An 18046-nucleotide genomic window follows, 5' to 3' on the forward strand; every position below is an offset into this window, starting at 1 on the left:
CGAAGACTCTTTAAGGGACCGGTGCGTGTCTAGAGCGCTTCGCTTGCTACACTGTGAGTCGCATGCAACCGTCTCCCTCTCGTGTTCCGGACGCGGACCAGATCGACCTCAAGCAGGTGTTCGGAACGCTGCGCCGCTACGCTCCCTGGCTGCTGCTGGCCCCGGTGCTCGCTGCAGGGGGAACCTATGCGCTCTCGAAGCGGCAGCCACCCGTATATGAGGCGACGACCAGCGTGATTGCCCTCGACAACGACGCGCAGAACTCGGTAATCAATAACACGTTGGTTACGGCTCCGCCGCTCCCGCAAGGCGCAGTAGATCAAGTGGTCCACAGCCGCAGCTTGGTCCGGGACGTGGTGGCGCGGCTCAAGAAGACCGACATCGACCCTGCCGTCATTCGAAAGATCAGTGGGGATTTGGAGAATGAACTGGCGAGCGGCACGTTCTCCCGCCTCAAGGTGCGGGCTAGGCTGGACACCCAGCAGCGCGGCGTGTACGAGCTCCGGGCGCGTGGCGAAACTCCCCACGCCGCCCAGCAACTTGCACAGGTGGGGGTGGAGTCCCTGATTGCCTGGGACAACAACCGCGCGAAGCAAGGCGTGATCCGCTCACGCAACAGTCTGCAAGCTCAGCTCAGGGACTTAGGCGTCCGCATTCAGGCTACGCCTGTGAACAGTTTGGAGCGGCAGAGCTTGGTGGCCGCACAGGGCTCGGTACTGCAGAACTTGTCGCAGGTGGCGGTGCTGGAAACAGCGGCGAGCGGTACCCTGGTGCTGGTGGCTGACTCAGTTGAGCCGCGTGCCCCTGTCTCTCCGAGGCCCCTGCGAAATGCCGCGCTGGCTGGACTACTCGCTCTGTTTTTGAGCGTTGGTGGAGCGCTGCTCACCGACAGCCTGCGTCGCCGTGTCAACGGCTCGGAGGACCTGCTGCCGCTGGGGCTGCCCGTGTTGGGACAGCTGCCACTGCTCCGCCGCCGTGACCTCGGGCAGGGCTTCGTACAGGCCAGCCAGAACGGACCGCTGTACGAGGGCATCGGCTTTCTACGCATCAACGTGCAGTCGCTGCTGCAACGCGGCACACACCGCCGCCTGGTGATGTCCAGTGCCTACCCCAGTGAGGGCAAGAGCTCAGTCACGGCGGCGCTGGCGCAGAGCATGGGTGCCAGTGGGCTGAAGGTACTTGTGATTGACGCCGACCTACGCCGTCCTAGCCAATCCAAGGTCTGGGGAGTGGAACGTGGCTCTCGACAACCCCTCCCGGGCACCGATCCCACACTTCCCCCAGCAGCCACGCTCAGTGAGATCTTTCTACGCCCCGAGGCTGGATACGTCACGCGGGTGGCTGAGAATGTGGACCTGCTGCCTGCCGGAGCACCACTCCGGGGTGCGGGGATGCCGACGATGCTCAACCAACCCACCTTCCGCTCGCACCTCGAACGCTGGTCGGAGGGCTATGACTTCGTGCTGATCGATTCACCCCCCATGCTCTCACTGCCCGATACCTTGGCGGTCGCACCCTTTACTGAGGGTGTCATGCTGGTGGTGGAAGCGGGCAAGACGCGTCTCAGTGACGTTGAGCGCACCATACAGAACGCTCGCGTGGCCAACGTGCCCATCCTCGGCTTTGTGGTAAACAAGATTGCTCGGCAAAGCAGTTCGTACTACTACGCTTATGGCTATGGAAGCGAGGGTCAGGCGGGAAGTCGCACTTCCAGTCCACAACCCTAAGTCCGAGTCAGGTCAAAGAAGACGCTAAGCGGCATAATGGACAACGTTGATGATTGGGTTGATGGATGCAGGAGTGGAGGAGACTCTATTTGCCCGTCTGGGCGACAGCTCCATTGGCTCGTTTATAGGGCAGTGATGTTCGTCTTCTCCTTTCACCGCCTGCACAATAACCTTACCGCCATTCTCGGAACTTTGTTTTTCGCCTTCGGTAGGCTGGCAGGGCGACCTCCGGTCCTGTTGGAGCAACAGTTCAAGGACAATCCTCCACCACTTGACCTTGAACTCGAAGTCTTGAAGTGCCAGGAACATAAGAAAGGGGGCCGAAGAGAAGTCTCTCTTCGGCCCCCTCTGTCTTCCTAATCTGTGCTAGCCCTCACATCCCAACGCGCGCAGCACGTCGTCAAAATCTACGGGGGTGCCCTTTGCTGGGGGGTTATGCGTCAGTGGAGTTACCTGGGGCATTGGGCTAGAACTTAGGACGAGGGGAGCCGGCGGGTAAGGCGTAGACAGTCCACCCAGGGGCATCCGGAGTCGCGCCAAATGTAGCAACACAACGGCCACCGTAAACACACCCACCACTAGAAAGACTAACGTGTCCACGGTCATGTCTTAGTGTCACTTAGAGGAGCCGGTTGGACATTAGAAGAGCGTGGTGAAAGTTGGATTTTCGCATAGGGGGGCTTCAGCCAGGCTTAAGCTCGGGCTAGGTGGCTCCCAGTAATTGCGGCATGGAGGGTCTGACGAATCGCCACGCCATCTTCTGCCTTCGCTGCCCGTTCCAGTGCAATGAGGAGCTCATTGAGGTCATGGGGATCAGGCTGCTCCGGGCGAGCGGTGAAAATCTCGGCGTGCTGCGTAGCAGAAACGCCCTCGCCATTTGTCAGAAGTTCCTCGTACATTTTCTCTCCGGGGCGAATCCCCGAATACACGATCTCAACGTCCTTGCCGCCCGACAGGCGAATCACATCGCGGGCCAGGTCTACGATTCTGACGGGCTCGCCCATGTTCAGCAGATGGACGGCCCCATTGTGCCCCAGCGCGCCCGCCTGCAACACGAGCGCCGACGCCTCAGGGATGGTCATGAAGTAGCGCGTCATTTCAGGGTGGGTGATAGTGATAGGGCCGCCCGCCCGGATCTGAGCTAGGAAGGTGGGCACGACGCTACCCCGGCTGCCCAAGACGTTGCCGAATCGAACGGACATAAACCCCTGCCCAGGGTGGGCCCGCACCGCGCCGGACGAGACCACGCGCTCTGCCACCCTCTTGCTCGCCCCCATCACCGACGTAGGGTTGACCGCCTTGTCCGTGGAGACGTTAACCAACCGCTGTACGTCGTAACGTAAGCAGCACTCGACGACATTGCGTGTGCCGAACACATTATTGAGAATCGCCTCGCTGGGCGACGCTTCCATCAGGGGGACGTGCTTGTGTGCCGCCGCGTGAAAGACGACATTGGGGCGATAAGTACGGAAAATCTGGTCCAGCCGCCCCGCCGATCGTACGTTAGCGATCAGAGCCACGAGGTCAATTTCTGGCCAGTCACGCCGGATTTCCTGCTCGATAGAAAAGATGCTGTTCTCACCACGGCCCAACAGGATTACGCGTCTGGGCCGGTACTTCACCACCTGACGGACGAGTTCAGAGCCGATGGATCCCCCCGCCCCTGTGATCAGAACCGTTTGCCCCTCCAGGTAGGAGTGGATCGAAGCCGTGTCCAGTTCTACTGGGGGGCGACGCAGAAGGTCCTCTACCCGCACCTCGCGGAGCTGATTGGCTGTTATCTGTCCCCCCACAAGTTCTGAAAACCCGGGAATAATGCGCGTCTGCATCCCTGAAGCCTGCGCTGCCTCCACATACCGCCGAACAGCGTGGCCGTCTGCTGAGGGCATCGCGACAATGAGCAGGTCTGCCTGCGCCTTTTGCTGAAGCTCTGGTAGCTGCCCCGCGCTTCCCAGCACCGGCAACCCCAGCAGCCGCCGTCCCTTCTTTCGGAGGTCGTCGTCCAGAAACCCCACTGGATTGAGTCCGATTGGACGGCGCAGCAATTCGGTGGCAATCATCCGTCCTGCGTCGCCCGCTCCAGCTATCAGGACCGATGTGGTAGCTGGGGTCGCCGCCTTCCGCTTGCGCCGATCCAGGGCGAGGCGGGTAAGAAAGCGCAGCCCCGAGAGTCCAGCGAGCGCCAACAGGCCCTCAATCAGTGGTACGGTCCATGGCACGAAGATCAGCGAACGCAAAAACGCCGTGAGAAGCAGTAGTAGCCCCGTAACGATGGCGACCATCCGCCCCAACGCGGCCAGATCCTCGAACGTCACGTACTGCCAGATATGGCGGTAGGTCTGAAAGCGGTTCAGGGCAATGTACCGGATGGGCAGGGTCAGCAAGACGTAGTAGGCGATATCCCTGACGTAGCGCTCAATGCCTCCCTCCAGCCGGAGCCAGTAGGCGAAGACGGCGGCCAAGCTGAACACCCCTACGTCCAGCAACGCCTTGACCAAGGCTGTATTCGCCTCAGGCGGTCTTGCTGTTCTCATTTCTGTTCTTCCTCCACCGGATGGCTGCACCTCTACTCACTGTTCTCGCACCACTCTACCCGATGTTACCCATGAACGCTTTGTGAAGCAAACCAAAAACAAAAATATTCTGATCTTATCCCCACGAACTCCTTTATATGCAATTTGGGCTAAACCAAAAGGAGTCAGCTTGACCCTCCGGCAGTAAGGGTCAAGCTGAGGCACGGAAAAATGTCAGCGCGTGGCCTGAAGTACCACCTCTTCCACCAAGTCGGCTACAGCTTGTAGGTCAGACGACGACAGGGTGGGATGGACCAGGAACATCAGCGAGGTCTCGCCCAGTTCGCGCGCTACGGGCAGTCGCTCTGCGGGGCCATATCCGGCCTCGGTAAATGCCTTTTCCAAATATATTTCTGAGCAACTGCCGCTGAAGCAGGGTACGCCACGAGCAGTAAGTTCATTCATGATACGGTCCCGCGACCAGCCCTCACCCAGCCGTTCCGGGCGGACATAGGTATAGAACTTGTACTGGGCGTGGATGAAGTCCTCATGGGGCGTTGGAGTGCGCAGGGCCTCTAGGACGGAGAAGCGTTCGTATAAGACAGCCGCATTCTGCTGGCGTCGCGCTGTCCAATCGGGCAGCTTACGCAACTGGAGCCGTCCAATGGCCGCCTGAAATTCCAGCATGCGCCAATTGGTGCCGAAGGACTCGTGCAGCCAACGAAAGCCAGGTGGGTGCTCACGGTGATACACAGCGTCATAACTCTTGCCGTGGTCCTTGAAGGCCCAAGCTTTTTTCCACAGGACCTCATCGTTGGTGACGAGCAGGCCGCCCTCGCCGCCAGTGGTAAGGATCTTGTCCTGACAGAAGGAGAAGCACCCGACGTGTCCTAAGGATCCCACAGGCTGCCCCTTGTACATCGCTCCATGTGCCTGAGCGCAGTCCTCAATCACGTACAAGCCATGCTCACGGGCCAAGTCCATGATGGGGTCCATATCGCAGGGCCATCCGGCCAGGTGAACGGCGATGATGGCTTTCGTGCGCGGTGTAAGCACCCGCGCGATGGTCTCGGCCGTGATGTTGCCACTATTCGGGTCCACATCTGCCATGACCGGTACCGCCCCGCGCATGACTGCTGCGCTGGCCGAGGCAATAAAGGTGCGCGGCGTGGTGATCACCTCGTCGCCCACACCGATGCCTAAGCCGTGCAGTGCCAGTTCCAGCGCCACCGTCCCGTTATGCAGGGCGATGGCGTGCTTGACCCCAAGGGCATCCGCGTATTCCCGCTCGAACTCGCGGCCCTTGGTGCCGGTCCAGTAGTTAACCTTTCCTGATTGAAGCACATGAGTGGCGGCCTCCACCTCGTCCGCCTCGAAGACGGGCCAGGGCTGCAAGGCCCGCTCCAGCTTCCGCACTGCCGTTTCCGTCATGCCTCTCCCCTCTCTTGTTTTATCCTGGGCCGGGCAGGAATTCCGGTTGCCGTGACGCCCGCAGGTAGATTCTTCACCACGACGCCCCCCGCTCCCACCGTGGTCCATGCGCCAACCTGCACGCCCGGGACGGCAGAACTGCCTATGCCCAGAAATACACCCTCAGCCAGCTGCACGTTCCCCGCCAAATTGGAGCCGGGAGCCATATGGACGTAATCTTCCAGCACGCAATCATGATCCACTGTTGCGCCCGTATTAATGATGACGTGGTTTCCCAACCAGGCGTCCGGCTGCACCACTGCTCCTGCGAAAATCACCGTTCCTGCTCCTAGGTGAGCAGTTCTATGTACCGTCGCCGCCGGATGGACTACCGTGACCCACTCAACCTCTGGAAAACGAGCGCTAATTGCTTGCCGGGTGCGGTTGCTGCCGATGGCGAGGATGGCCGACTTCTCGCCGCCCTCCAGCCGCTCGGTTCCCCCTAGAACAGGGCAGCCCAGCACCTCCGTTCCCCAGGAAGCGGGATTGTCGTCCAGCACACTTCCAACCACTCCCCCAGCGGCCCGGAGCGTGGCGATCACGACCTTGGCGTGTCCCCCTGCCCCGACTACCAGTATATCGCTCACGCCTTACCCTGCTGCGTCCCTTTGAAGGTAGGCATGGTGGCTTCGCCCGCCGCGCTGATGCCCTCGCGCCTAACAACCTTAAGCAACGTCATCCACAGAATTTTGAAATCCAATGCCAAGCTCCTATTATCTACATACCACACGTCCAGTTTGAACTTTTCCTCCCATGAAATTGCGTTACGACCGTTGACTTGGGCCCAACCCGTGATACCGGGCCGTACCTCGTGCCGCCGCGCCTGCTCAGGCGTGTAGCGGTCCAGGTACTCCATTAGCAGAGGGCGGGGACCTACCAAGCTCATGTCGCCGCGCAATACGTTGAACAGCTCGGGCAACTCGTCAAGGGACGTGGAGCGCAGAAAGCGGCCTAGGGGCGTGAGGCGCTCTTGATCGGGAAGGACTCGTCCCTGGCTGTCGGTCACGTCGCGCATGGTGCGGAACTTGTACATGGTGAAGGGCTGGCTGTACAGGCCGGGGCGCTGCTGGCGGAAGAGGACGGGCGAGCCCATCTGGCGGCGGACCAACAGGGAGATTCCGCCCAGGACCGGACTTAGGGCCAGCAGTCCTACCCCAGATGCCACTACGTCAAGCGCGCGCTTGGCCTGATTCGCCTTTCTTCGACTTGCTGCGCGCATCACCGTTTCCTCCCTTTGCTCCCGGCCACCACGTGAAGCACATTCGCCAACCGCCGGGCCAAGCGCTTCATATCGTGGTGTTCAGCCACGTAAGCGAGCCCGCGCTCACCCATAGCTTCCCGCTCCTGCGGCGCGAGGGCGGCTAGGCGCAACGCGGCGTCGGCCAGGGCCTGGGGGTCTTCGGGCTGAATGCTCAGCCCGGCCCCCGCCTCCTCCACAGCGCTCAGGGGCGTGTTAATGGCGAAAATGACGGGTCGGGCCGCAGAGAAATAGTCGAATAACTTGTTGGGGCTGACCCCATGCTTGAAGACGGGCGAGTCCTTGAGGGGCATCAGGCAGGCGTCGGCGCCGGCGAGCACCTCCGGCACCTGACGCTTAGGCACCGGGGCCCGAAATACGACGTTTGTCAGGCCACGCTCTTCGGCCACCCCTTGCAGCCTCGCCTTTTCGGGGCCGTCGCCCACCAGCACGAAACGAATGGTGGCCGCTCGGGGGTCTGCACTCCGGCGCAGGACCGCCGCCGCTTCCAAAACGGTGTCGAGGCTGTTGGCCGCACCGTGTGCTCCGGCATAGACCACATCAAAGGTGTCACGCTGGCCCGTAGGGGAAAATTGTCTAAGGGGCTGCACATCTATGCCGTTGGGAAGCCACATGAACGGGACTGAACGCCCCGCTACCTCCTCAATGTGACCCCTTGATCCTGGCAGCAGGCTGACCACCACCGCCGCGTGTCGGTAAAGCCACCTTTCCAGCCACCCAAAGACCAGCACCAAAGGGTGATGCTCAGACATTCCCCCCAGGTCCACCAGGGTCTTGGGCCAGATGTCCCGAATCTCCAGCACAAAGGGCACACCAAATTTCCGAGCCAGAACCCAGGCTGCCCCCGCCGCGAACAGGTGCGGACTGGAACCGATTACCACGTCCGGACGGGGCAACTCGTCAGAGGGCCGCAGCGCCAGCACCGCCTGCGCGAAAGCAAGCATGTTGCGGCCTCGCCCCAGGTTGTTGCCGGTGTACGTTGGGGTTCTGATCCAAACGAAGCGCACGCCCTCTTCCCGCTTGATTTTGAGGGTCTCCCCCGTGGTCAGACGCGTGTCTTGCCGGGAAGTGTAGTCCACGCTGGAGGCAATCAGGGTCACGTCCACGTCTTGCGCCTGCATCAGCCGCGCCAGGGTGTGGTGACGCGTTCCGCCCGCTTGGTCGGGGGCTAGCGCGTAGTGGTTGACAAACCACACGTGCAGGGTCATGCGGGTCCCCGGAGCACCTGCAAAATTTGGCGCGCGGCGTCGCCCGTTCCGTACAGCGCCACATCCTGCCCCCGCTGCCCTAGCCGAGAGACAATGCCCCCCTCTACCTGCTCGGCGCTCGCAGGGGTCAGCAGAGTATTCCAACCCGCTTCCAAGAGTTCCGTCCACTCGGTCTCGTCCCGCAGGGTGACGCAGGGGACCCGGTAAAAATAGGCCTCTTTCTGCACGCCGCCGGAGTCGGTGGCGATCAAGGCCGCGCCCTGCTCCAGCCTCACCATATCCAGGTATCCGACGGGCGCGACCACCCGGATGTCGCCAAACTCCAGGCCCATCTCTAGGGCGATCCGTTTGGTGCGTGGGTGCAGCGGCAACACAACGGGCGTTTGACGCGTCACCGCCCGCAAGCCCTCAATAATGGCCCTCAGCCGCTCGGGTTGATCGGTGTTCTCAGCTCGGTGAACCGTACTCAGGATGTACCCGCCCTCGGTCAAGCCCAGGTCGCCCAGCACGGGGCTGCGTTCCCGTGCACGCTCGGCCATGTTGAGCGCCACGTCGTACATCACGTCGCCCACCAGATGCACCTGAGGGCCAAAAATCCCCTCGCGGCGCAGGTGCTCGGCGGCGCTCGACGTGGGCACAAACAGCGCGTCGCTTACGTGATCAGTCAGGATGCGGTTGATCTCCTCCGGCATCTTTTTGTTGAAAGACCGCAGCCCCGCCTCCACGTGGGCAACAGGGACGTGGAGTTTGGAGGCCGCTAGCGCACCCGCCACCGTACTGTTGGTGTCGCCGTACACGAGCAGCCAGTCGGGTCGCTCCTCCTGAATGACTTTTTCGATGGCCCCCAGCATTTCCCCCGTCTGGACCCCGTGGGTGGCCGAGCCTATGCCAAGGTGATAGGCCGGGGCAGGGATACCGAGCTCTTCAAAAAACACGTCGCTCATGTTGGCGTCGTAGTGCTGGCCGGTATGTACCAGCACCTCCTGAATTCCAGGCACCGCACCGAGGGCACTAGAGAGGGCCGAGGCTTTGATGAACTGAGGCCTAGCCCCCACCACAGTCAAGATTTTCAAGTTAAGCCTCCATTCTTTCGGAATTTTCCCTCAAGTTGACTCACCACAGCCTCAAGGGCAAAGGATTCCTCTATCCGCCTCTGTCCCGCTTCACCAAGCGCTCTTCGCCAATCTGCATCCTCCGTAAGGGCCTGGATGGCTTGGGCCAACGCTGCCACATCGGCAGGAGGAACCATTAGGCCAGCGCCGCCCTCCAAAAGCTCAGGGATGCCGCCCGTAGACGTAGAAATCACTGGGATGGCGTGGGCCATCGCCTCCATCAGAGAGACCGGAATGCCTTCATGTAGCCCGTTTCCGAGATCGAGACTGGGTAAGACCACGAGGTCCACCTCGCCCTGCCTGTACAGCCCGATCAGCTGCTCATGGGGCAATTGCCCGAGGAATTTGACGCTCTCTTCTAGCCCCAGCTCCACGACTTCCTGCTCAAGCGCCTCTCTCAGTTCCCCGTTTCCCGCCAGCCACAACTCTACGTTTCCCTCTATGTGGGACACTGCTTGAAGGAGGTACGCGTGACCCTTTACTGGTACAAGGTTGGCGGGGCAAATAATAATTGTTCTTCCTCTATTTTCGTGAACCGCAGTCTTCTCCCTGGAGAGAGGAATACCCATATGAATAATGGTAGCATTCGCTTTACCTGGCATGCCTCTTTTTATCGCCATATCCAGACCACTTCTCGATATAAAACGTATAAATCTAGCTCTCTCCGACTTCCTGTGAAGTAGATTGTTTTCGGCGATGTCCCATCGGTGTGCCGTCAAACTCCAAGGAACACCAGAAATATGGCTTGCCAGCATTGCTAGAGTTGCACTCGTAGAGGCCCAGTGGGCATGTATATGAGCTATGTTTTCTTCTTTGATTCGCTCTGCTAGCCAGAAAGCTTTGGGAACGACTGACAAGTTTTTCAGAAGTCTTTCAGGCCGTGAAGGTAAAATTAAACTTAAAGCCTGTAAGGAAATATTTGGTTGGCGCAAAAAGGCCATAATGAAAACAACCAACATATTAAAAGAGATGAGCCCTGGTTTCGACCAATACGCTTCATATTGCTGGGCAGTAGCATGAACGACAGGACCTCGCGCCCTCGTTGGAAGAAGGTGAACCCCATGTCCCCTCTTCGTCAACTCTTGTATCTCCGGAATAATAAATGCTTCTCCAGGGCCATAGGGAAGAGAGGCGGAAATGTAAAGAAGGTTCAACTGACCACTTCCTTTGTCGGCTTAGAAATCTTTTGCCCTATTTTTATAATTACAGATAAAGCTTTATCAATAGGATTAGAAAGCTGCCTCTCAAATTCCTTACGCACCACAGAAAAGGCAGCGCTGTGATCTAAAAAGGTTATTTCTAGTGCTTTTAATTGTGCAATATGCAGTTCGTGGTAGAAAGGACTTGAAATATTGTGAGATAGATCATAATAAGACCAGAATCCCGAATTGTAATCTTTTAAAGAATTAACAAGGGTTTTTAGCGTTATCTGCAGTCTCTCATCTACCATTTTATCTTTTCCAACAAGTAAAAGGTCATAAAGACCGAAGATGGCGAATACCCACCCGTTGAAGACTGCCTTTGCTTCTTTTGCTGGCAACTCTTCGAGGATGATTTTTCCATTCACTTCTCTGGAAACCCCTCCTTGAGATACATCCTTCAATAAGGGCTGCAAAGCGCGCCTAGCCGCTACCATAAATTTTTCCTCTCCTGTAAGGCTGTAAGCGCGAACCAGGAGGGATATGCCTTCCCCCTGCGTCATAGCTGAATAGGGGGAAGCTGAAGGAAGGTTGACGAGGGACCACACCGACCAACCGCCTTCGGTGTCCTGCTGACTCACCGCCCACTCGGCCACTTTAAGAAAATCTGTCCTGTGGCCCATCCTTGACACCTCTTCTATCTCTGCATTTAACGAACAGTCCCAATGACCTAGAGCTTTTTGAAAAAGAGTGGTTGGAAAAAGAACCTCGCGTCCACCCACACGGACCAAAGGAAATCCGTTTTTATCAGTCTTACCCAACCATATTGTTTTAGCTGTCATATCATTGAAATAGCCCAACAACTTGCCTGGCTCAAACTGCTTTCCCAATCCTTGAGGCATATGCCAATAGCTTTTGCCTAATGCGATACTCACCCACCTGGAGATCAGCTTATATAAGGAACTAACTCTGTACAATTTTTTCATAGAGCGAGATATACCTTTCTGCCATCACTTCTGCGCTGAATTGCTGAGCATATGCTTTCGCGCGGCGACCTGTTACCCTTCGAAATTCATTATCCTGGGCCAGCGTAAGCATCGCTTCTGTCAACTCCCTAGGCTGCTGAGGAGAAACCAATAAGCCGGTTTCTCCAGTACTAATGATTTCTGGTATTCCCCCGACAGCAGTGGCAATGACGGAACGTCCAGCAGCCATAGCCTCCATAACTGAAAGCGGATTTCCCTCCCAATCGGACGACATCACAAAAACATCTGATCCTGCCAAGACTTCAGGTATGTCGCTTCGAAGACCCAATAGCTTCACATGTGCCTGCAAATTTAATTCTTCCACCTTATTGTATATTTCACTCCGCAACTCTCCCTCGCCCACAATCAGTAGAAGGCAGTTGTTCAATCGATCAACGACCTTGCGGAATGCGTCTAAAAGCATGTTGTGATTCTTTTGCCTTGTTAGTCTCCCCACACAGACAAACACGGTATCCTCTGCCGGGATTCCCTCACGTTCTCTCCATTCATCTCTTATGTCATTGTCATGATCAAAAGGCCTTAGGTTTATTCCATTAGGGATTAACGGGATTCTGCTTTCTTCCAGGCCATACACTTCTCTCAAACTCTCTCTAATACGCTCGGCTATAGCCACCGGCGTAACCCCACGCTTAAAGGCCAAATTGTGCACCCTCTGGTCCAGCTTTCCCACCTCTCTAGAAGCCAGATTATGAACTGTATGCACCACCTGCTTTGGTCTTGTAAAGATGTATGGCGTCAAATATTTTATGCAGTATCTATGACTATGCAATACTACTGGCTTAAAGTCCTTTATTTCATCGCTTATATGACGCACAACTCCTATATCAAGTCCCATTTTCTTATCTAAATATCTGATATCAATATTGTTTTCCTGAATATATTGGCTGTTCGCATTTTCCTCTCTAGCGAATAGACTAGTGATACGAACATCAACTCCTCGACTTTTTAGCTCAGCGGAGAGCTGAATAACCATTTTCTCTGCTCCACCCAATCCCAAATTTGGTATTATTTGCATTACTCTCAAGCATTCACCTGCTCTTTCCAACATCTACGATGTTACGCCTTGATTTAAGAGTAGGACTCCCAATCGCTATCACTAGCAAAGGCATCCAGATATAGAAACTGTCTCTTAGAAAATTTACAGGGTCAGCATACATAATTCCAACACTGATAAAGTATATAATAATCATATACTTTACGGCACTTACAATCGGATTGTTATGCTCGCTAAATACTGAATTTATCGATTTCATTGCGAAACCAAAAATGAGGGATGTAATTACAACTCCAATCACACCCATATTGTAGTATCCCAGCGTCACTATATCAACCGGAATCTCACCACTACTATAGGTTCCAAGGAAAGCTACCGTGTTTATTTTTGCTACCGATTCCTGCAACTCCGGGACGAACCCAAAGACAAAAGCAGATATAGGTAATCCAAAAACATATATAGGAGCTAGAGCATAGTCAATAAAAAAACGCCATAGTATATTTACACTATGAGTAGTCAATTCCAGAGACATCACTGGAAAACCAAACTCAGAAGCAGCGTCAGCTATTTTGGAAAAGTACGTAACATTATCGTTTGAAGTCTGTACTCCAAATAGCGATTTCCCGCTTGTCAGAATTAAATAGCCTAGTGCGAATCCAAGTATTGCAAAAATTAGTCTAGTTTGCCACCTAACTCTTCTGGTTAGAATTATAAATATAAGCACTATAAAATTAAATAAGTGAAGCCTTCCGGCCTTTAACCATAATATTAAGAGTGTAATCCCTATAGATATCAGCATTGAAATAAAGAGGCCAGTTTTTATATTATCGCTTGTCTTATAAGACCTAACCTCAGAGTAGATAGCAGAAATAACGGCAGAGGCAAATATGCTGCAAGTCGCATAACTTAAAAATGTCCAACTTGCATCGTTTACCCCTACTATACTCTCACCATTCCTGAGTCTTCCTGCGTTCTGCAATAGAACATATAGCGAAGCTCCCCGTTGGGAAGTATAGAGTTTTAGAAAGTATAGGGAGGCTAATTGCGTAATGAACGCAAATACGAACCAAGATCGCAGAGAAATTCGAGAGTACGTTTTATTTATACCTCGAATGACACCACTCCCGCTCACGTTAGGACCGTATACATAACTTAATGATATACAAATATAACTAAGTATCACCAGGAAAGAAGAATATGGCGAAATGCCACGATCGTATTCCACGACATTAAACCAGTAGAAACGAGGGCCTATATCTTTATACAAAAAAAGTAGTAATACTGGTATAACCCCATATATAACAACATATACCAATGCCGTCCACCATATAGGTTTTGGGTCAACAACATTTTGACGACTTAAGTATCCAAACAGTAATGCACACAGCAAAATCATCACTGATACAACAATACCCATCATAATTCTTTTGCAAGCCTTATGTGTCTAGCAGCAAAACTTTTAAGACTGTACTTCGAGTTATACAACCCCCTCACTTTAGACTCATCTATCAACAAAGTGTCATTAACGATCAAATCTATAATAGCCTCTGCAATCTTTCCAGCATCTATGTTTGTAACGATTACGGGCTCTCCCAAAAAACTCTTATTGCCACCAGCGTTACTCATAATAATCTTCTTACCCAGTGACATGGCCTCTAGTATTATCAAGTCAAAATAACTGAACCTGTTAGGAACAATGACGACATCCACTGCATTAACGTAGTCCGCGAGCTCGGAGCCGGCATATCCTAGATCTATAAAATTTGGCGGAACTTTAAGATCTGACTGGGGACCACTTCCTGCGGTAACAAATTTTATATTTCTGTAGCCCTGTTTATATATTAAACTCGCAACTTCCAGATATATATCGTAGCCCTTATGGCTGTGCCTTCTACCGAAAAATCCGACAAATAAAGTTTGCGGTTCGGAGCTCCAGGATGCCCTAACGTCTTCTCTCGACTTTACAGGCTCTAATCGTCTTGCTCCAGAAGGAAGTTCGTATATTTTGGTATGCTTATGCCAATCCTTCTGTTTAGGAAAATAAGCCTCAAGGGCAAATTGAGTAGGGGTTAGGAGTCCATCGCTTTTTTTTAATACAGAAAGCTCTATCCTTTGAAGATATTTGTATAATAAAGACCATAATATGGAGGCCCCGAAATAACTCTCCCAATTTTCCAAAAACTCCGTTGATAAATCTGTCGGTGAATGTGGCATAATTATAATTTTTTGACCACTCACCTTGTGCTTGGACATATACTCATATGCTAATCTAAAGTCGTGAAAGACTACAGTGCTACTAGTTTTCATCCTAGTAATCTGATCACTACTAAAGCCAAAATGAGAAAAAGCACTTTTTAAGCTCTTAATGGTCTGTCTAAGGATTATTAAAAACTGTATCAGCTTAGGTAGCTTTTTAAGTAAGATGAAGTTTTTAGATGGGCCTGAATTTTTGTTAACAGAAATTACTGGATAAAGAATTGCTATAACTTTATCGTCTTGTTGCTGCTCAAGGAGGGCATTATGCAAATTCATTCCGTACCCGGCCGGCCCCCCTCCTGCTTTCAAAGCCGGAAAAACATGTAATACTCCCATAACTCCCCCTAACTCAAAATTTGGTGTTGTTTTTCTAAATCTCCGCGCGCTTCTTTGAGGTGTTCGTGTCTAATGATATAGCTAGAATCATCATAATCAAAACTAGAGCCTCAGACAACAGAATGCTCCAAATTATTCCATACAACTCATATTGGGGCACCATTATAACTATGCCAAGTACATTAACTATTCCTGCTACTAAAATAATGTAATTAAAAGACTTATCCATTCCTCTTGGCACCATCCACTGCATCCCCAGGGCATTATTTACAGCTATTACAGGAATAACAAAAGAATATACTTTTAAGAAGGGAGCTAGGCTTGTATACTTATCTCCCAAAATAATAAGAATTATCTTTTCTGAGAAAGTGAATATTACCGCAGCAAACAAGAGGCTTAAAACGACCGTTACAAACAGAAAGATTTGGTGTACTCTATTAGCTTGATTTCTGTTACTATCAATTAGGCTGACTATCTTCGGGAAGATCACTTGATTTATGGGAGACAGAAGACTAAGTGCAGACTTACATATTTTATCTATCGAAGAGAAACCACCAACTATGCCTACCGGCGCTACTAGTCCCAAAAAGAATGAATTTCCATAAGTATACAGGCTTACTATAATTCTATAAGTAAGCATAGAAATACTCCTGCGAGCGGTAGAAAGCACATCACCGAGACCAGCAAATTTAAATTTTACCTTCTTAAATATGAAGAAATGCAGTATAGCATCTGAGGCAAGAAGAGCTAACGACTGATACGAAATTGCTTTATAACCATAGCCACCTTTACCAACAAGAATTAATACCAACATCGCACCCAAAAGCCTGAATATCGTCTCGGATAAGGAAAATATTCTCATCGACTGGGTTGATTGAAAGTACCAGAATGGACTCATTCCTGTCGCCACAGCATATAACCAAACCGAAATAGCATAAATACTCAAGCTATGGGGAACAACCCCAAAATCTTCAAATATAATAATCAGTATTCCAACCAACACGGAGGCTATTAGTTTTATAATAACAACAGATGTAATAAAATGTGATCGCTTCTCCTCGTTCTCCAATTTAGAAAGCTCTCTAGAAGCAGATATATTAGTGCCGAACTCAATCAAAAAAGATAATAAAAGACCTAGGGAGGTAAAAAACATATACCTTCCGAATTCGTCTATCGAAAGATTCCGCGAAAGGTGAGGAATAACAATCAATGGTGTAATTGTCGAAAACAACTGCAATAAAAATGTATATGCAACATTTGATACTAGAACCTTATTTACCTTGATCATATTTCTAAATACGAGAAAGTATATCTGATATGGCTACTATCTGGCTTCTATGCAGATTTGACGATATAGGAAGACTAATAACAGAACGACTTACACTCTCACTATCTATAAAAGAGCTTTGATTATCCTCATATATAGGCAACTTATGCTGTGGAACTGGATAATACACCATCGTCCCAATCCCCTCATTCGCCAATTTCCCCTGCGCTTCATCGCGGTCGGCTTGGGTCAGGCGAATGGTGTACTGGTGAAAGACGTGCCCCTCGGTGATCTCTGGCGTTACCACACCAGGCACGTCCGCCAGCAGCTCGTTGTAGGTCGCCGCCACCTGTCGCCGCCCCTCGTTCCAACGGTCCACATGCGGCAACTTGACGCGTAAGATGGCCGCCTGAATCGTGTCCAGACGACTGTTGTAGCCCAGAATCTCGTTGTGGTACTTCTTGCGTGAGCCGTGCGCCCGCAGCATCCGCGCCACCTCGGCAACCCCGTCGTCGTCGGTGGTCAGCAAGCCACCGTCGCCAAAGGCTCCCAGGTTCTTGCTGGGGAAAAAGGAGTAGGCCCCAACATGACCGATGGTCCCCGTCTGCTTGCCCTTGTAGCGCGCACCGAAAGACTGGGCACAGTCCTCGATCACGAGTAGGTTGTGTTCACGTGCAATGGCCATAATCTCGTCCATCTCACACGGATTACCGTACAAGTGAACGGGCATGATGGCTTTAGTACGCGGAGTGATGGCCTCACGGATACGCGCGGGATCAATGTTGTAGCTGCGCGTATCAATGTCGGCAAAGACCGGCGTGGCTCCCACACTGCTGATGCTCTCGGCAGTGGCGAAGAAGGTAAAGGGCGTGGTGATGACTTCATCGCCGGGACCGATGCCTAGGGCGCGGAGCCCAATAATAAGGGCGTCGGTGCCCGAGTTAACACCGACAGCGTGCCTAACGCCCAGGTACGCGGCCACTTCTTCCTCGAAAGCGGTCACATCGGGGCCCATGATGAAGTGACCCGAGCGTAGTACCCGTTGAATGGCGGCATTCAGTTCATCCCACAACTCGTCGATTTCGGGCGAGAGGTCCAAGATGGGAATCTGGACCCGTTCGGTACTCGTCATGCAAGCCTCCTGATCTCGGTGTCGCTCACCCTCTGGTAGGTGTGGCCGATGCTGTCGGTGACGGTATCGCCCGCCGAAAAATCCAAGCGGTCGCCGCTGGCGCTCATGTACCCGACGGGGCGTGCGGGAACCCCCGCCACAATGGTATAGGCGGGCACATCACTGGTGACCACTGCCCCTGCCGCCACGAATGCGCATTCGTGCAGGGTCACGCCCGTGACGATGGTGGCGTTCGCGCCGATACTGGCCCCGCGCTTGACGATGGTGAGCGTGTAGTCACCGCTCGTGTTGCGGGGAAACTCGCTGCGGGGTGTGCGGACGTTAGTAAAGACCATGCTGGGGCCGCAGAACACGTAGTCCTCCAGCACCACCCCCTCGTACACACTGACGTTGTTCTGAATCTTCACGCCATTGCCTATGGTCACGTTGCTGGCGACGAAGACGTTCTGCCCCAACGAACAGTGCTCGCCGATCACGGCCCTCGGCATGACGTGGCTGTAGTGCCAGATTTTGGTCCCCGCTCCAATCTGCGCACCCTCGTCCACGTAGGCGCTCTCGTGCTTCCACCACTCCGCTCGGCCCGTCACC

At 53.4% G+C, this 18046-nt stretch carries 15 protein-coding genes; 1 reads left to right on the forward strand and 14 read right to left on the reverse strand.

Going from position 1 to position 18046, the window contains the following annotated elements; genetic code table 11:
* The first annotated feature begins 62 nt into the window (after positions 1-62).
* Positions 63-1727 carry a tyrosine-protein kinase domain-containing protein gene (locus tag B9A95_RS04450; RefSeq protein ID WP_084045725.1) on the forward strand — a complete coding sequence of 555 codons (1665 nt, stop codon included), beginning with the start codon at positions 63-65 and terminating at the stop codon, positions 1725-1727.
* A gap of 692 nt (positions 1728-2419) precedes the next feature.
* Here the strand turns inward: B9A95_RS04450 and B9A95_RS04455 are convergent.
* The 14 genes from B9A95_RS04455 to B9A95_RS04515 all read right to left on the reverse strand — a co-directional run bounded on the left by B9A95_RS04455 (position 2420) and on the right by B9A95_RS04515 (position 18045).
* Positions 2420-4261, reverse strand: coding sequence for a polysaccharide biosynthesis protein (locus tag B9A95_RS04455; protein WP_084045726.1), 1842 nt, complete (start codon positions 4259-4261; stop codon positions 2420-2422).
* 213 nt (positions 4262-4474) lie between these two features.
* Positions 4475-5671 carry a DegT/DnrJ/EryC1/StrS family aminotransferase gene (locus B9A95_RS04460; RefSeq protein WP_084045727.1) on the reverse strand — a complete coding sequence of 399 codons (1197 nt, stop codon included), beginning with the start codon at positions 5669-5671 and terminating at the stop codon, positions 4475-4477.
* On the reverse strand, positions 5668-6297 hold the full coding sequence (locus tag B9A95_RS04465) for an acetyltransferase (protein ID WP_084045728.1): 630 nt from the start codon (positions 6295-6297) through the stop codon (positions 5668-5670). The genes B9A95_RS04460 and B9A95_RS04465 overlap by 4 nt, the downstream gene beginning before the upstream one ends.
* Positions 6294-6929 (reverse strand): sugar transferase, encoded by a 636-nt coding sequence (locus B9A95_RS04470; RefSeq protein WP_084045729.1) that lies wholly within the window; start codon positions 6927-6929, stop codon positions 6294-6296. The genes B9A95_RS04465 and B9A95_RS04470 overlap by 4 nt, the downstream gene beginning before the upstream one ends.
* On the reverse strand, positions 6929-8176 hold the full coding sequence (locus B9A95_RS04475; RefSeq protein ID WP_084045730.1) for a glycosyltransferase family 4 protein: 1248 nt from the start codon (positions 8174-8176) through the stop codon (positions 6929-6931). The genes B9A95_RS04470 and B9A95_RS04475 overlap by 1 nt, the downstream gene beginning before the upstream one ends.
* On the reverse strand, positions 8173-9234 hold the full coding sequence (gene wecB, locus B9A95_RS04480; RefSeq protein WP_342744561.1) for a non-hydrolyzing UDP-N-acetylglucosamine 2-epimerase: 1062 nt from the start codon (positions 9232-9234) through the stop codon (positions 8173-8175). Before wecB ends, B9A95_RS04475 begins: the two co-directional genes overlap by 4 nt.
* 11 nt (positions 9235-9245) lie before the next feature.
* Positions 9246-10442: a glycosyltransferase gene (locus B9A95_RS04485; RefSeq protein ID WP_139806446.1), complete on the reverse strand. Its 1197-nt coding sequence runs from the start codon at positions 10440-10442 to the stop codon at positions 9246-9248.
* Positions 10439-11362, reverse strand: coding sequence for a D-glucuronyl C5-epimerase family protein (locus B9A95_RS04490; protein WP_170928415.1), 924 nt, complete (start codon positions 11360-11362; stop codon positions 10439-10441). The genes B9A95_RS04485 and B9A95_RS04490 overlap by 4 nt, the downstream gene beginning before the upstream one ends.
* Before the next feature lie 28 nt (positions 11363-11390).
* Entirely contained in the window at positions 11391-12521 is a 1131-nt protein-coding gene (locus B9A95_RS04495) for a glycosyltransferase (RefSeq protein WP_084045733.1), read from the reverse strand.
* Entirely contained in the window at positions 12502-13446 is a 945-nt protein-coding gene (locus B9A95_RS31550) for a hypothetical protein (RefSeq protein ID WP_139806447.1), read from the reverse strand. Before B9A95_RS31550 ends, B9A95_RS04495 begins: the two co-directional genes overlap by 20 nt.
* Positions 13447-13883: 437 nt before the next feature.
* Entirely contained in the window at positions 13884-15059 is a 1176-nt protein-coding gene (locus B9A95_RS04500; protein WP_084045734.1) for a glycosyltransferase family 4 protein, read from the reverse strand.
* Positions 15060-15093: 34 nt separating this feature from the next.
* A complete protein-coding gene (locus B9A95_RS04505; protein ID WP_084045735.1) occupies positions 15094-16347 on the reverse strand; it encodes an oligosaccharide flippase family protein in 1254 nt (417 codons plus the stop codon).
* A gap of 4 nt (positions 16348-16351) precedes the next feature.
* Positions 16352-17458, reverse strand: a complete 1107-nt coding sequence (locus tag B9A95_RS04510) for a DegT/DnrJ/EryC1/StrS family aminotransferase (RefSeq protein ID WP_084045736.1) — start codon at positions 17456-17458, stop codon at positions 16352-16354.
* Positions 17455-18045, reverse strand: coding sequence for an acyltransferase (locus B9A95_RS04515; RefSeq protein ID WP_084045737.1), 591 nt, complete (start codon positions 18043-18045; stop codon positions 17455-17457). Before B9A95_RS04515 ends, B9A95_RS04510 begins: the two co-directional genes overlap by 4 nt.
* Between the last annotated feature and the right edge of the window lies 1 nt (position 18046).

Source organism: Deinococcus hopiensis KR-140, from assembly GCF_900176165.1.
Taxonomy (GTDB): domain Bacteria; phylum Deinococcota; class Deinococci; order Deinococcales; family Deinococcaceae; genus Deinococcus; species Deinococcus hopiensis.

Coding starts and splice junctions, on each gene's coding strand:
- B9A95_RS04450 (WP_084045725.1), top strand. CDS start 63: ATGCAACCGTCTCCCTCTCGTGTTCCGGACGCGGACCAGATCGACCTC.
- B9A95_RS04455 (WP_084045726.1), bottom strand. CDS start 4,261: ATGAGAACAGCAAGACCGCCTGAGGCGAATACAGCCTTGGTCAAGGCG.
- B9A95_RS04460 (WP_084045727.1), bottom strand. CDS start 5,671: ATGACGGAAACGGCAGTGCGGAAGCTGGAGCGGGCCTTGCAGCCCTGG.
- B9A95_RS04470 (WP_084045729.1), bottom strand. CDS start 6,929: ATGCGCGCAGCAAGTCGAAGAAAGGCGAATCAGGCCAAGCGCGCGCTT.
- B9A95_RS04475 (WP_084045730.1), bottom strand. CDS start 8,176: ATGACCCTGCACGTGTGGTTTGTCAACCACTACGCGCTAGCCCCCGAC.
- B9A95_RS04495 (WP_084045733.1), bottom strand. CDS start 12,521: ATGTTGGAAAGAGCAGGTGAATGCTTGAGAGTAATGCAAATAATACCA.
- B9A95_RS04500 (WP_084045734.1), bottom strand. CDS start 15,059: ATGGGAGTATTACATGTTTTTCCGGCTTTGAAAGCAGGAGGGGGGCCG.
- B9A95_RS04505 (WP_084045735.1), bottom strand. CDS start 16,347: ATGATCAAGGTAAATAAGGTTCTAGTATCAAATGTTGCATATACATTT.
- B9A95_RS04510 (WP_084045736.1), bottom strand. CDS start 17,458: ATGACGAGTACCGAACGGGTCCAGATTCCCATCTTGGACCTCTCGCCC.